The sequence below is a fragment of the Streptomyces sp. NPDC060002 genome, from assembly GCF_042737245.1.
Taxonomy (GTDB): Bacteria; Actinomycetota; Actinomycetes; order Streptomycetales; family Streptomycetaceae; genus Streptomyces.
Map to the genome: position 1 here is coordinate 1 of NZ_JBHWUW010000099.1, position 15,084 is coordinate 15,084.

Genomic DNA, 15,084 nt, shown 5'->3' on the forward strand with positions numbered 1-15,084 from the left:
GGGGTTTTCGCGGGTTGGCCGCGAGGGGGTCTGAAGGTTTTGTGCAGGGGGGTGCGAGGCGGTGCCGAGTGGTTCTCCAGCGGTATTCGAGAACCGCCCGGAAAACGGAACCGGAACGGCGCCGGCCCGCCGCACCCGAGAACCCGCGGCGAAAGAGCCCGCCCGGCCGCCGGACCGACTTGAAAACCCCTGGAGAAACAGTCCACACGGGCCCGCACCCCGGCGGCAGGCCCTGCGCTTTGCCCGCGTGCCGACTACTGTGCCCGGAATTCGTTGGACATCCCGGTGCGAGGACGGCATGGAGTTTGGGATTCTGGGTTCCGTGCAGATCTGCGACACGCGCACCGATCTGCGGATCGTGCCCGTGGGCGCCAAGCAGCGCGCCCTGCTCGGCGCCCTCGTGGTGAAGGCCGGCCAAATCGTGCCCCGCGACCGCCTCGTCGACGAACTGTGGGGCGAGCACCCGCCGTCGAACGCGGCCAACGCCCTGCAGGCCCACGTCGCCCGGCTGCGCCGGCTGCTCCCCGCCCCCGCCTCCGCGCCCGGCCAGGGGACGCGGCACCACGAAGCACTGGCGACCCGCCCCACCGGATACGTCCTGCGCCTGGGCGGCATCGACACCGACGCACGCCGCTTCACCCGCCTGGCCGCCGAGGGCCGGGCACTGCTGGGCGCCGACCCCGTCCGCGCGGCCGGCCTCCTGCGCGAGGCCCTCGCACTGTGGCGGGGCGCGGCCCTGCAGGGCAGCGGCCGCGGCACCATCTGCTCGGCGGAGGCCGCACTGCTGGAAGAGGGCCGGCTCGTCGCCCTGGAGACCCTGTACGACGCGTGCCTGCGCGCGGGACACGGCCGTGAGATCACCGGCGAGCTGGAGGAACTGACCATCGCCCACCCGCTGCGGGAACGCTTCCACGAACTGCTGATGAGCGCCCTCGAGCGGTGCGGCCGGCAGGCGGAGGCCCTCCGGGCCTACGAACGGGCCCGCCGCACACTCGTCCACGACCTGGGCATCGAACCGGGACCCGCGCTGCGCGCCCGGATGCAGGCCATCCTGCACCGCCAGGACCTGGGCGCGGACCTCACCGCCCCGCCGCTGCCGCGGGCCGGGCCGGCCGCCGTGCCGGACACCCCCGGCCACGACAGCGACGTAACGCTGCTGCGGGAGGAGATCGTCTGGCTGCGCCACCGCGTCGAACGCCTCGCCCAGGAACAGCACGACCTGCTCAGCCGCCTCGACCAACTCATGCCCCGCTAACCGTCCGGCTTGCCGTAGCCCTGCCCGCTTTGCGCCTGCGCCTGCGCTGCGCGCCCGCACCGCCAGGCGCCTCCGCCTGCATCGGGCCCGGCCGCCGGGCGCGGTCTACCCCCGGCGGTCCCAGGCCGTCCTTTGAGGACACCGCGCGCTGTCGAGCGCCCCTCCGAAGCCGGGCCGCGGCTTCCTCCACCGGGCGGCAACCGGCCCGCGGGGCCTGCCGCGCGCACGCCTGCGGCCGGCGGCGGACAGCGTCCCGGGCACCCGGGACACCGCCGCGCCGCGGACGGGCCGCACCCGGTCCGTGCGCGGACCGCCGACGGACCGCCCGCAGACGACGAGGCCGGCACACCGCTCCAGGCCGGCGCCCCGGCCGTCGGTGCCCCGCAGACGACGGTGCCCGCGCACAACGCCGGACCGGCACCCCGGCCGTCCGTGGATCACCGCCGGGCCGCCCCGCAGACGACGGTGCCCGCGCACAACGCCGGACCGGCGCCCCGGCCGTCCGTGGATCACCGCCGGGCCGCCCCGCAGACGACGACGCCTGCGCCGCTGACGCCGACGTGCCGCTGACGCCGACGTGCCACTGGCGCCTGCGCAGCGCGCCTGCGCGCCCACCCCCAGGCCCGGCAGGCAAGACGGTCCGCCGGCCTGCGCCGCCGTCGGCGGACCCGGATTCCTCGCCACCGGGCCCCGCCCGTGCGGCAGTTGGCCGTGCGGCTCCCGTCCGCCCGGGTGCCGGCCGCGGCCCGGCTCCAGCCGTCGCCCAGGCGGTCACGAGCGGTGTTCGAGCCGCGTCGGCATCCCGTCAGGGCGCTGACGGGGGAGTCCTGCATGATGCGCCCGGGAGTGCCACACCCGGGCAAGCCGCTCCGGCGGGATCACTGCGACCCGCGGTCCTGGCGGGGCGCGGCAGCGACTGCGAGGAGGACGAGACATGGCGAGGTCGAGCCGCCGGCGCCGTGCATGGATCCGTACCGACCGCCGCCCCACCGCACCCGCACGCGCCGCACGACCACCCGGGCCGGCACCCTGGCACCGCTGCGGCGCGCTGCTGGCCTCCGCCGCGAACCGGTCCACCGGACGGCACGTGGAACAGGCCTGGTGGCACTGGTACGGGCCGCTGGACACCGAGCGGTTCACCGCCGCCTGGCAGTCCGTCATCGACAGAGAAACGATTCTCCGCGGCGCCTTCGAATGGGCCCCGAAGCCACGCCTGGTCTTCCACCTGAACGCACGCCCCGACGTCGTACGGCACCGCGCGGGCACCGTCGACTGGGACGAACTGCTGGAGCGGGACCGGCTGCACGGCTTCGACCTGAGCAGCCCCGGCCCGCTGCGCATCACCCTCGTCGACACCGGCGTCCCCGACGTCACCCGGGTCCTGCTCACCTTCCACCACGGGCTGCTGGACGTCCTCAGCGTGTCCGTGCTCCACAACGAGTTCAGCCGCGCCTACCTCGGCGGCGGCGTGCTGCCCGGCGGCGAACGCCGGCCTGACGTGCGGGACTGGCTGCACTGGCTGGAGTGCCAGGACACCACCGCGGCACGGGACTTCTTCTGCCGGGCCCTGCCCGCCGACACCTCCGCCGTGCTGCCCGCACTGCCCGGCCCGCACACCGGACAGAACGGTCCCGGCCGCGCCGAGGCCCGGCTGACCGCCGCCGACACCGACCGCCTCCACCGGTGGGCGGCCGGCCGGGGCCTGCCCGACTCCAGCGTGCTGTACGCCGCGTGGGCGCTGCTGCTGTACCGCGCGGCCGACACGAGCGGACCCGTACCCGTGGGCTTCGGCGTCACCGTCTCCGGGCGCGGCATCCCCCTGGAATGCGCCGAGCGGCTGGTCGGACCGCTGCGCAGCTGTCTGCCGATGACCGCACTGGTCGAGGCCGGCCGGCCGATCGGCGCGCTGCTGGCGGACCTGCGCGACCGGGCCCTGGACATGGCCGCCTACGAATGGGTCTGCCCCCGCCAGATCCAGGAGTGGGCCGGCCGCCCCGCCCGCCGCCTGCAGAGCCTGGTCTCCCTGGAGCCCGCCCCGCGCCCGCTGCCCGACCTGCAGGCCCGCCTCGCCGACGCCGGCATCCGCTTCGGGCACCGCCACGCCAGCGGCGCACACCCCCTGCTGCCCGTCGCCCTGCTGGTACGCGAGGACGCCGACGGCTCGCGGCTGGTCACCGTCGTCCACGACCGCGCCCGCCTCTGCGACGCCGACGCCGGCCTGCTGGCCGGCCAGTGCGCCCGGCTGCTGCGCCATCTGCCCGCCCTCGACGGCACCGAGACCGTCGCCGAGGTACTGGACCTGCTCGGCCAGGCCCCCCGGCCCCGCATCGCCCCGCCCCACCCCGGCCCGCCCCGCTGACAGCCCCGCCCGCACCCGCCGCCCGCGTCCTGGTCACCATCCGCCGCGATCACCTGCGCGACGGCGTGTCACCTGCCGCCTGCCGCCTGCCGCCTGCCGCCTGCCGCCTGCCGCGTGCCGCCTGCCGCCTGCCGCCTGCCGCGTGCCGCCCGGCCCGCCGGGGCCCCCTGCGCCGGCCGCCCCCTGCGCGCCCCGTCCGCCGTGCCCGTAACTCTCCGCGCGGACAGGGGAGTTGACTCAGGCGCGCCCCGCAGGTGCCCGCCCCGCCCCGCAGGCGCCGGGGCGTGTCCGGGCCGTCGGATGGCCCGGACCGCATGTGACCCGCGTCACCTGGTGGTGTTCTGGCGTCAGGGCTTTGCCCGTGTCACGATTTCTGCACGCCTTCCCTGCCCGGAAACATCTGCGAGGCAGCGGATTGAGTGCCGTATCGCCGGTCCGCGCCCCAGCGGAACCGAGCCCCCTGTGATCCACGGCAGCCGGCCGCCTCCTCGAAGCGGCTGAAGTCCCTTTCCCCGCAAGGCCGACGCGGCGCGCCCCGGCGCGCATCTGCCCGCCCGGCCCGCCGCCGCGTCACCTCACCCGCCGCCCCCGCCCACTCCGGCATGCCCTCTGACGGCATGTCAATTCACGTGCGTTCCGAGGGGGTTGGCCGGGAGCGGAGGGGGAGGGGGCCGTCCGGCAGGGTCCTGCGGCGTTCGACCGGGAACCGTATCCGCCCCCGGCCCGGCCGCGGACGGTGCGGGCCACCGTGAAGAACCTCGTCAACAACCACACCGAGGGAGGCGGGCGCAGGTGGCCTGCCGCCAGCCCCATGTCCCACTGCCCTTGCTGTCGAGACTCCAGAAGAAGTGGATTCCAGATATATGCCAAGGCTATGCAAACCGGCGATGAGCGCGCCGGAACATGTCATCACAGTGGAAGAGACTCTGGAATTTGCCGAAAAGGCGCATGCCGGCAAGCCGCAGCTTCCCTTGGCGCTGCGCCTGATCCGCAACACGGGCGTGAAGAAGCGGCACCTCGTCCAGCCCATCGAGGAGACGCTCCACCACCCGGGCTTCGAAGAGCGCAACCGGATCTACGAGGTCGAGTCGAAGAAGCGCTGCCCCGAGGTCATCGAACGCGCCCTGGCGAACGCCGAGCTGACGGCCCGTGACATCGACGCGATCATCTACGTGTCGTGCACCGGGTTCCTGATGCCGTCGCTGACGGCATGGCTGATCAACAAGATGGGACTGCGCTCCGACACCCGCCAGATCCCCATCGCGCAGCTGGGCTGCGCGGCCGGCGGAGCGGCGATCAACCGGGCCCACGACTTCTGCCTGGCCCACCCCGGCAGCAACGTCCTGATCGTCTCCTGCGAGCTGTGCTCCCTGTGCTACCAGCCCACCGCGGACGACATCGGATCCCTGCTGTCCGACGGCCTGTTCGGCGACGCGGTCGCCGCCGCCGTCGTCCGGGGCCTGGGCGGCACCGGCATCGAGCTGGAACGCAACGCCTCCTACCTCATCCCCAACACCGAGGACTGGATCTCCTACGCGGTACGCGACACCGGCTTCCACTTCCAGCTGGACCGCCGGGTGCCCGGCACGATGGAACCCCTCGCCCCGGTCCTGCGCGAACTGGCCAAGGACCACAGCTGGGAGGCCGGCAGCCTCGACTTCTACATCGTCCACGCCGGCGGCCCGCGCATCCTCGACGACCTCGCCAAGTTCCTCGAAGTCGACCGCAAGGTGTTCCGCCACAGCTGGGCGACCCTGACCGAGTACGGCAACATCGCCAGCGCCGTCGTCCTGGACGCCGCCCGCCGGCTGTTCGAGGAGGACACCCCGCTGCCCGGCGCGACCGGTCTGATCGCGGGATTCGGTCCCGGTATCACCGCCGAGATGGCGCTGGGCACCTGGGCCGACGACAGCCCGCGCAGCCTCGGCTGAACCCCCGGCCCGGACCCAAGGAAGCGAAGCGTATGACCGACCTCATCGTCCCCCCGGGTGCGGGGCGCAAACTGATCACCCCGGCGCAGGAAGTGACCTTCAAGGCCACCGAGGCCATGGGCTCCTCCATATCGGTCTTCGAGGTGGTCGTGCCGCCCGGATTCGACGTCGGGGCGCACGTGCACAGCCACTCCCAGGAGTTCTTCTACGTCCTGGAGGGAGAGCTGGACCTGCTGGCCTTCGAACCGGCGAGACGCACCGAGGACACCTGGCACGACTGGGAGTCCCCCGTCGGCGACCGCGTCGTCCGCGCGGGCGAGGGCGCCTGCATGTTCGTGCCCCCCGGCACCCCGCACGCCTTCCGCAACGCCACCGACAAACCCGCCCGGATGCTCTTCCAGAGCTACCCCTCGCCCGACCACGAGCTGTACTTCGAGGAGATCGCGCAGATCTGGTCGCGCGGCACCTCGGTGGACCCCGCCGCCGTGGAGGCGATGCGCAAACGCTACGACGTCAGCCAGATCACACCGCTGAACTACACACCCCCCACGCTCCTGGCCGCCGACCCGGCCGCAGAGCCCGGCGCCTGACGGGAGACGACAGACGATGGAATCGATTCCCCTGGTCCACGCGAGTCTGGGAGAACAGGAACTGGCCGCCGTCGCCGAGGTGTTCGCCTCCGGCTGGCCGGCCGGCCAGGGCCCCAGGGGCAAGGCCCTGGAGGCACAGCTCACCGCGAAGTACGCGGTCGGCGACGCCGTCGCGGTGAGCAACTGCGGCGCCGCACTGCACCTGGCCCTGCTCGCCCTCGGCGTCAAGCCCGGCGACGAGGTGATCGTCGCCGACTACACCTTCCCCGCACCCGCCCACGCCGTGCGCTACCTCGACGCCGTCCCGGTCTTCGCCGACGTACGCCCCGACACCGGCACCGTCGACCCGCAGGCGGTCGCCGACCTGGTCACCGCCCGCACCGTCGGCATCATCGCCGTCGACACCGTCGGCATCCCCGCCGACTACACACCGCTCCAGCAGATCGCCGACCGCCACGGCCTGTTCCTCGTCGAGGACGCCGCCTGCGCGGTCGGCGCGACCTACCAGGGCCGCCAGGCGGGCGCCCTCGCCGAAGTGGGCTGCCTGTCCTTCCACGGCCGCAAGGGCGCCACCAGCGGAGAGGGCGGCGCCCTGCTCGCCGCCGACGCGAAGATCGCAGCCGACGCGCGGCTGCGCTCCTCCTTCGGCATCGGCAGCATCTTCGACATCAGCGACGTCGTCGGCCTGCCCATCCCGGAATTCACCGAGATCGGCTACAACTTCAAACTGTCCGACATCGCCGCCGCGATCCTCCAGGTCCAGCTGGGCCGGATCGACGAACTCCTCGCCCGCCGCGCCGCCGTCGCCGCCCGGTACGGCGAACTCCTCGCCGACGAGGACCTCCTGACGGTGCCGCACGTACCCGGGGACCGCACCCACGCCTGGCAGTCCTACATGGTCACCCTGGACGCGGGCGTCGACCGCGCGGCCGTCGCCGCCGAACTGCGCGCCCAGAACATCGGCTGCGGGCACGGCACCTGGGCCACCCACGTACAGCCCGTCTTCGAGTCCAAGCAGACCTGCCCGGTCTCGGCGGACCTCTTCCGCCGCAACCTCGCCATACCCATGCACGCGGAACTCTCCGCGGACCAGGCCGAACGGGTCGTGGCCGCCCTGCGCAGCGCGGTCCGCACCCACTCGGCGTCCTCCCGGGCCCTAGGAGGGGCAGCATGACCGACAGCGCGCCGTCACCGGACAACGTCCTGCGGCTGATCAACGGCTACTGGGCCACCGGCGTCCTGGGCGCCGCCGCCAGCCACTCGCTCTTCACCCACCTCGAGGACGGCGCGGGCACCGCCACCGAACTGGCCGCCCGCGCCGAGATCTCCGAACGCGGCGCACAGACCCTCCTCGACGGACTCGTCAGCGTGGGCCTGGTCGAACTCGACAAGGGCCGCTACCGCAACACCGCGGAGGCCTCCGCCTACCTGGTCGACGGCCGGCCCGCCAGCCTGAGCAACTTCGCCAAGCTCAAGCTCTCGCACATGGGCAGCCTCACCGGCCTGCCCGACGTGGTCCGCGCCGGGGGACCGGTCAGCGAGGTCGTGGTGGAGGTCGCCAACAACCCGCACTGGCAGGAGATCGTCACGGCCATCGCCGCACAGTCGGTCCCCGCCGCCACGATCGCCGCCGACGTCCTCGGCCTCGCCGGCGCCGGCGAGCTCTCCATCCTCGACGTGGGCGGCGGCTCGGGCATCTACTCCGGCATCTGGCTTGAGACCAACCCGGCCGCCCGTTCCACCCAGCTCGACTGGGCGCCGATCAACGAGATCGCCCGCCGGCTCCTCGACGAACGCGGCGTCGGCGACCGGTTCACCACCATCGACGGCGACTTCCACGCCACCGACTTCGGCACCGCCCGCTACGACATCGCGCTGTACTCCCACATCGCCCACCAGGAGGGCCCGGAGAGCAACGTGGAGGTCTTCACCCGGCTGCGCCAGGCCCTCAAACCCGGCGGCACCCTCGTCGTCAACGACTACGTCGTCGACGACGACCGCAGCGGCCCGGCCTTCCCGCTGATCTTCGCCTCCGAAATGCTCCTCAAGAGCAAGCAGGGCAGCACCTGGCGGCAGAGCGACTACCGCGACTGGCTCGTCAAGGCCGGCTTCACGGACGTCTCCTTCCACTCCGCACCGCCCGCCACGCTGGTCCTCGCCCGCTAGCGGCACCCCGCCCGCCGCCGGCGGAAGGCAGGCACCCCGCCCGCCGCCGGCGGAAGGCAGGCAACCGGACCGCCGCCGCCGGAAGGCAGGCACCCCGCCCGCCGCCGGCGGAAGGCAGGCACTCCGCCCGCCGCCGGCGGAAAGCAGGCCCCCGCCCGCCGCCGGCGGAAAGCAGGCCCCCGCCCGCCGCCGGAAGCAGGCAACCGGACCGGCGGCCCGGCACCGCAACCGCAGGACCGGCGGCCCGGCACGACCGCAATCGCAACCGGACCGGGGGCCAGAGGCACGGGCCCGGGCCCGTGGATCATCCGACACCGAAATCCAAGACAAGGACACCGCATATGGCACCCGTGAACGTCTCCGTCATCTACTACAGCTCCACCGGCAACGTGCACACCCTGGCGAAGGCCGCCGCCGAGGGCGCGGAGAAGGCCGGCGCGACCGTGCGCCTGCGCAAGGTCCGCGAACTGGCCCCGCCGCAGGCGGTCGACGCCAACCCGGCCTGGGCCCAGCACCTCAAGGACACCGCCGACGTCGCCGAAGCCACCCTGGACGACCTGAGCTGGGCGGACGCGGTGCTGTTCGGCACCCCCACCCGCTTCGGCAACGTGGCCAGCCAGCTCAAGGCGTTCATCGACACCGCCGGCGGCCTGTGGCAGCAGGGCGGACTGGCCGACAAGGTCCTCTCCGCGTTCACCGCCACCGGCACCGCCCACGGCGGCCAGGAGTCCACCATCCTGGCGCTGAGCAACACCTTCTACCACTGGGGCGGCATCATCGTGCCGCCCGGCTACACCGACCCCATCCAGTTCCAGACGGGCAACCCCTACGGCACCTCGCACGTCTCGGGCGTCGGCGGCGCCGGCTCCGCGCCCGGCGAAGCGGTGCTGGCGGCCGCCGCCCACCAGGCCCGTCGCGTCGCGGAGACCGCGGCAGCCCTCAAGGCCGGCCGCGCCGCCTCCTGACGGCCCCGCCCGGCACACCCGCCCCCGGGGCAGTACCCCTGCCCGGCAGGCATACCGGTCCCGGGGTGCCGCCCCTTCCCAGGGGCAGCGCACCCGCCCCGGGGCAGCGCACCCGTCTTGGGGCAGCGCACCCGTCTTGGGGAGACACCCTGCCCTCCCTCGCCGTACCTGCCGCCGCGCGCAGTGCCGCCGCGCGCGGCGGCCTCCCGCACCCGCCGGCGACAGCCCGAACGTCCCTCGCCCACCGCAAAGGAGCAGCCCCGATGAAGGGCTCTGTGGCCTACCGATCGATACAGAAGCGCGGTCTTCACATCGGCCTGCTGCCGGCCATGGCCGCGGCCGTCAACGGTGCGACGCCGATCACCCTCGACCACGATCTCGACGTCCTGCCCGAGGCGGGCCGGAACCTGACGGTCTCCCGACTCGCCGACCTCGTGGACGACCTCGCGGCCCGGCTGTGGGCGGCGGGCGTGCGGCCCGACGAGCACATCGTGGTCCACAAGAAGGCCAACGCCGACGTGTGGGTGCTGGCCTGCGCCGCGTCCCGGATCGGCGCCATCCCGGTGATGCTCTCGCCCGGCCTGGACGCCAAAACGGTGGGCGCACTGCTGGAACGGGTCGGCCGGCCCAACCTGCTGACCGACGAGCACAAACTCGACGTCCTGGCCGAGGTGCCGGTGGCGGAGCTGACCCGGCGGGTCATCATCGTCTCCGGTGAACGGCCGGGAGCGCAGTCGCTCGGCAAGTTCGCCGGCGCGCCGCGGGTGCAGCCGGTGGTGCGGCCGATCGACGAGGCCGCCGTGATCACCCACACCTCCGGCACGACCGGACTGCCCAAGCTGGTCGTGCACACCCCCCGCACCCAGGGCATCCGGCTCAAGCCGCAGTGGCGGCTGCTCTCCCTGATGCGCGAGCCGGAGACCGTCGCGGTGCACATCTCCTTCGTGCACTCGCGCATGGTCGCGGCGATGGCCCTGGCCCTGCTGCGGGAGATGCCGGTCCTGCTGATGAACGAGTCGGACCCGGACACGGTCGCCGACCTCTTCCTGCACAACCGGCCCGGGTTCATCGAGGCGCTGCCCAACTCGCTGATGGAGTGGGAGAGCCTGGCCGAGGACCCCCGCAAGCCGTTCGCCTCGGTGAAGTACTTCAGCAGCACCTTCGACGCGATCCACCCCGGCACGATGAGCCGGCTGCTGAAGTCCTCCGAGCGGCGCGGCGCGTTCTTCTTCCAGATCTACGGGCAGAGCGAGGTCGGGCCCGCCGTCGGCCGCGCCTACTTCCGCGGCTCCGCCCACAAGGCCAACGGCCGCTGCGTGGGCTGGCAGATGCCCGGGGGCGCGGCGAAGGTCCGGGTGGTGAGCCGGGACGGCAAGCAGCCCGCGGAGAAGAACCCCGGCTTCATCGAGGTCGCCTGGCCGGGCCTGGCCAAAACGTACTTCGCCGAACAGGACCGCTACGACACCAACCGCTTCGGCGACTGGTGGCGCACCGGGGACGTCGGCTACTTCACCCGGTTCGGCTGCCTGCACATGCTCGACCGCGAGGTCGACATGATCCCCGGGGTCCGCAGCTCCCTGGAGGTCGAGGACCTCGTCCTGAGCAAGCTGCCCGAACTGAGCGAACTGGTCGTCATCCAGGGCCCCGCCGCCGAGGCGATCCCGGTGATCTGCACCCGCGACGACCAGCCGCTGGACCCCGAGCGCTGGCGCGGGGCCGTCGCCGGATTCCCCCAGCTGGCCGCCCCCGTCCAGATCCCCCAGGCCGAACTGCCGCGCACCGCCACGCTCAAGGTGCAGCGGCTCGCACTGGCCGACCGGATCAAGGACCAGCTGAAGAACCGGACATGACCCGCGGTTAGCAAGCCGCCCGCGCCCCGCGGCCGGCACCACGACCGCGGCCGGGGCCGGGGCCGCCGGCCCGCCGTCCCCGACGGCAATCCGGCCCCCGGCCCCGGCCCCCGGCCGAGCCGGCCCCGGCCCCGGCCCCGGCCGAGCCGGCCTCCAGCCCCGGCCCCCCGGCCGAGCCGACACCCCGGCCTTCCCGGCCCCGACGGCAGCCCGGCCCCGTCCGAGCCGGTCGCGTAAGCCGAGCCGGTCGCGTAAGCCGAGCTGGTCGCGCCGGCCGCGCAACCGAGCCGGCCGCGCAGCTCCCGCGCACCACTCGTCGCCCGTGTCCGCCCACCACCGTCCTGGAGTGTCATGTCCCGCCGCCTGTTCACCTCGGAATCCGTGACCGAGGGACATCCCGACAAGATCGCCGACCAGATCAGCGACACCGTCCTGGACGCGCTGCTGCGCCAGGACCCCAACTCCCGCGTCGCGGTCGAGACCCTGATCACCACCGGCCAGGTGCACATCGCCGGCGAGGTGACGACCTCCGCCTACGCAGACATCGCCACCCTGGTCCGCCAGAAGATCCTCGACATCGGCTACGACTCCTCGGCCAAGGGGTTCGACGGCGCCTCCTGCGGCGTCTCGGTGTCCATCGGCGCACAGTCGGCCGACATCGCCCAGGGCGTCGACACCGCCTACGAGGTCCGCGTCGACACCGGCCGCAGCGAACACGACGAACACGACGAGCACGAAGAGCGCGCCGAGGACGAACTGGACCGGCAGGGCGCGGGCGACCAGGGCCTGATGTTCGGCTACGCCAGCGACGAGACCCCCACCCTGATGCCGCTGCCGATCGAGCTCTCCCACCGCCTGGCCCGCCGCCTGACCGAGGTCCGCAAGGACGGCACCGTCCCCTACCTGCGCCCGGACGGCAAGACCCAGGTCACCGTCGAGTACGAGGGCGCCCGCCCGGTCCGCCTGGACACCGTCGTGGTCTCCTCCCAGCACGCGAGCGACATCGACCTCGACGCCCTGCTCACCCCCGACATCCGCACCCACGTCGTCGAGCCCGTCCTGGCCCGCCTCGCCGACGACGGCATCAAACTGGAGACCGACGACTACCGTCTCCTGGTCAACCCCACCGGCCGCTTCGAGATCGGCGGCCCGATGGGCGACGCCGGCCTCACCGGCCGCAAGATCATCATCGACACCTACGGCGGCATGGCCCGCCACGGCGGCGGCGCCTTCTCCGGCAAGGACCCCTCCAAGGTCGACCGCAGCGCCGCCTACGCGATGCGCTGGGTCGCCAAGAACGTCGTCGCCGCCGGCCTTGCCGCGCGCTGCGAGGTACAGGTGGCGTACGCGATCGGCAAGGCCGAACCGGTCGGTCTGTTCGTGGAGACCTTCGACACCAGCACGGTCGCCGCCGAGAAGATCGAGGACGCCATCACCGCCGTCTTCGACCTGCGCCCCGCCGCGATCATCCGCGACCTCGACCTGCTGCGCCCGATCTACGCCCAGACCGCCGCCTACGGCCACTTCGGCCGCGAGCTGGCGGACTTCACCTGGGAGCGCACCGACCGGGCCGACGCCCTGCGCGCGGCGGTCGCCGCGAGCTGACCGGACAGCGCCGCGAGAACACCGCGGCGCCCAGGCCGGCGGGGAGCGGTGGCACCCCCCGTCCCACCGCTCCCCGCTTCCCCCCGGCTCTCTCCACTCCCGCTCTCTCCGCCCCGCTTCCTCTGCCCGCCTTCTCCGCTCCCCGCTCCCCGCTCTCTCCGCCCTCGCTTCCTTTGCCCGCCGGCCCACTCGCCGCCCCGGACACCGGCCGGACCGTCCCGCCCAGAGGCCCAAGGAGCACGTGCCGTGCGTATCGCCGTGACCGGATCGATCGCGACCGACCACCTGATGGTGTTTCCCGGACGCTTCACCGAACAGCTGATCAAGGACCAGCTGGAGCGGGTCTCCCTGTCCTTCCTCGCCGACCGGCTGGAGGTGCACCGCGGCGGCGTCGCCGCCAACATCACCTTCGGCCTCGGGCTGCTGGGCTGCGACCCGCTCCTGGTCGGCGCGGCGGGCACGGACTTCGCCGAGTACGGCGCCTGGCTGCGCGCCGCAGGCGTCGACACGTCCGCGGTGCGGGTCAGCGACACCCTGCACACCGCGCGTTTCGTGTGCACCACCGACGCCGACCAGAACCAGATCGCCACCTTCTACGCCGGCGCCATGGCCGAGGCCGCGGACATCGACCTGGCCGACACCGCCCGCCGCACCGGCCTGGCGCTCGTCCTCGTCGGCGCCGACGACCCCGCGGCCATGCTGCGGCACACCGCCACCGCCCACCGCCTCGGCATCCCCGTCGCCGCCGACCCCTCCCAGCAACTGGCCCGCCTCGACCGCGAACAGGCCCGCCGGCTGGTCGAGGGAGCGACGTGGCTGTTCACCAACGCCTACGAGGCCGCCCTGCTGAAGGAGCGCACCGGCTGGAGCGAGGAGGACCTCCTCGAGCGGACCGGCACCTGGATCACCACGCTGGGCGCCGACGGGGTGACCCTGGCCCGCTCCGGCACCCCCCGCCGGCACATACCGGCCGTGCCCGCCGAGAAGATCGCCGACCCCACCGGCGCCGGCGACGCCTTCCGGGCCGGATTCCTCGCCGGACTGGCCTGGCAGTGGCCGCACGAACAGGCCGCCCGGCTCGGCTGCGCCCTGGCCACCACCGTGCTCGAATCGGTCGGCACCCAGGAGTACGAAGTCCTCGCCGCCGACCTGACCGCCCGCATCGCCCGGACCTACGGCGACGACGCGGCCCGCGCCGCCGAACCCCGCCTGGCAGGCGTGTCATGAGCCCCGACCAGCCCCGCCCCGCCGCCGGCACGCGGGGCACGCGGGGCACGAGGGTGCGGGAACAGCCCCCCGCGCCACGCCACTTGCCCCAGCCGGCAGCCCCCCAGCCGGCAGCACCCCAGGCCGCGGCGCAGGCGGACCGCGCCGGCGCCGCAAGGCGCCCGCCCGTGACGACGTTCTCCTTCGAGTTCTTCCCGCCGAAGACGGCCGCCGGGGAGCGGACACTGTGGAAGGCGATCCGCCGGATCGAGCCGCTGCGCCCGGACTTCGTGTCCGTGACCTACGGCGCCGGCGGCTCCTCCCGGGACCGCACGGTGGCCGTCACCCGGCGCATCGCCGCCGAGACGACCCTGCGCCCCGTCGCCCACCTGACCGCCGTCGGCCACACGGTCGCCGAACTGCGCCACATCATCGGCCGGTACGCGGACGCCGGCATCCGCGACGTCCTGGTACTGCGCGGCGACCCGCCGGGCGACCCCAAGGGCGCCTGGACGGCGCACCCGCGGGGCTTCGCCCACGCCTACGAGCTGGTCGAACTGGTCCGCTCGCTGGGCGACTTCAGGATCGGGGTGGCCGCGTTCCCCGAGCGCCACCCCCGCTCGCGCGACTGGGAGTCCGACATCCGGCACTTCGTCGCCAAGTGCAGGGCGGGCGCCGACTACGCGATCACCCAGATGTTCTTCCACGTGGAGGACTATCTGCGGCTGCGCGACCGGGTCGCGGCCGCCGGCTGCGACATCCCGATCATCCCGGAGATCATGCCGGCCACCGACCACCGGCAGATCGCCCGCTTCGCCGAACTCTCCGACGCGGCCTTCCCCGAGGCCCTCGCCGCCCGCCTGCACACGGCCCGCGAGGACCCGCGGGACGCGCACCGCATCGGCGTCGAGTACGCCACCGCCATGGCCGAACGCCTTCTCGCCGAAGGCGCCCCCGGCCTGCACTACATCACCCTCAACAAGTCCACGGCGGCTCTGGACATCCACCGCAACGTCCTGAGTTCGACGAGCGCAAGGATCCTCCATGCCTGCTGAGCCCACCGACTTCAAGGTCGCCGATCTTTCCCTGGCCGCTTTCGGCCGTAAGGAGATCACCCTGGCCGAGCACGAGATGCCCGGCCTGATGTCGATCCGCAA

The 15,084-nt window shown here is 73.6% G+C and carries 12 protein-coding genes; all 12 read left to right on the plus strand.

Going from position 1 to position 15,084, the window contains the following annotated elements; all coding sequences use genetic code 11:
- The first annotated feature begins 298 nt into the window (after window positions 1-298).
- Window positions 299-1,255 carry a BTAD domain-containing putative transcriptional regulator gene (locus tag ACFWBD_RS40245; protein WP_385678778.1) on the plus strand — a complete coding sequence of 319 codons (957 nt, stop codon included), beginning with the start codon at window positions 299-301 and terminating at the stop codon, window positions 1,253-1,255.
- A 934-nt stretch (window positions 1,256-2,189) separates the two neighbouring features.
- The gene (locus ACFWBD_RS40250) at window positions 2,190-3,614 is read left to right on the plus strand and encodes a condensation domain-containing protein (RefSeq protein WP_385678781.1); all 1,425 of its coding nucleotides are present in this window, start codon (window positions 2,190-2,192) and stop codon (window positions 3,612-3,614) included.
- A gap of 863 nt (window positions 3,615-4,477) precedes the next feature.
- A complete protein-coding gene (locus tag ACFWBD_RS40255; protein ID WP_385678784.1) occupies window positions 4,478-5,545 on the plus strand; it encodes a type III polyketide synthase in 1,068 nt (355 codons plus the stop codon).
- Window positions 5,546-5,577: 32 nt separating this feature from the next.
- A complete protein-coding gene (locus tag ACFWBD_RS40260) occupies window positions 5,578-6,135 on the plus strand; it encodes a cupin domain-containing protein (RefSeq protein ID WP_385678786.1) in 558 nt (185 codons plus the stop codon).
- A gap of 16 nt (window positions 6,136-6,151) precedes the next feature.
- A complete protein-coding gene (locus ACFWBD_RS40265; RefSeq protein WP_385678789.1) occupies window positions 6,152-7,309 on the plus strand; it encodes a DegT/DnrJ/EryC1/StrS family aminotransferase in 1,158 nt (385 codons plus the stop codon).
- The gene (locus ACFWBD_RS40270) at window positions 7,306-8,301 is read left to right on the plus strand and encodes a methyltransferase (protein ID WP_385678792.1); all 996 of its coding nucleotides are present in this window, start codon (window positions 7,306-7,308) and stop codon (window positions 8,299-8,301) included. Before ACFWBD_RS40265 ends, ACFWBD_RS40270 begins: the two co-directional genes overlap by 4 nt.
- 341 nt (window positions 8,302-8,642) lie before the next feature.
- Window positions 8,643-9,266, plus strand: a complete 624-nt coding sequence (gene wrbA / locus ACFWBD_RS40275) for an NAD(P)H:quinone oxidoreductase (RefSeq protein ID WP_385678795.1) — start codon at window positions 8,643-8,645, stop codon at window positions 9,264-9,266.
- A gap of 263 nt (window positions 9,267-9,529) precedes the next feature.
- The gene (locus ACFWBD_RS40280) at window positions 9,530-11,116 is read left to right on the plus strand and encodes a class I adenylate-forming enzyme family protein (RefSeq protein ID WP_385678798.1); all 1,587 of its coding nucleotides are present in this window, start codon (window positions 9,530-9,532) and stop codon (window positions 11,114-11,116) included.
- Window positions 11,117-11,467: 351 nt separating this feature from the next.
- Window positions 11,468-12,721: a methionine adenosyltransferase gene (gene metK / locus ACFWBD_RS40285; RefSeq protein WP_385678801.1), complete on the plus strand. Its 1,254-nt coding sequence runs from the start codon at window positions 11,468-11,470 to the stop codon at window positions 12,719-12,721.
- A 246-nt stretch (window positions 12,722-12,967) separates the two neighbouring features.
- Window positions 12,968-13,948, plus strand: a complete 981-nt coding sequence (locus ACFWBD_RS40290) for a carbohydrate kinase family protein (protein ID WP_385678804.1) — start codon at window positions 12,968-12,970, stop codon at window positions 13,946-13,948.
- 167 nt (window positions 13,949-14,115) lie between these two features.
- Window positions 14,116-14,982, plus strand: a complete 867-nt coding sequence (gene metF, locus ACFWBD_RS40295) for a methylenetetrahydrofolate reductase [NAD(P)H] (protein WP_385678807.1) — start codon at window positions 14,116-14,118, stop codon at window positions 14,980-14,982.
- Window positions 14,972-15,084: adenosylhomocysteinase (locus ACFWBD_RS40300; RefSeq protein ID WP_385570159.1), on the plus strand; the 113-nt coding region annotated here is incomplete at its 3' end. The genes metF and ACFWBD_RS40300, both read left to right, overlap by 11 nt.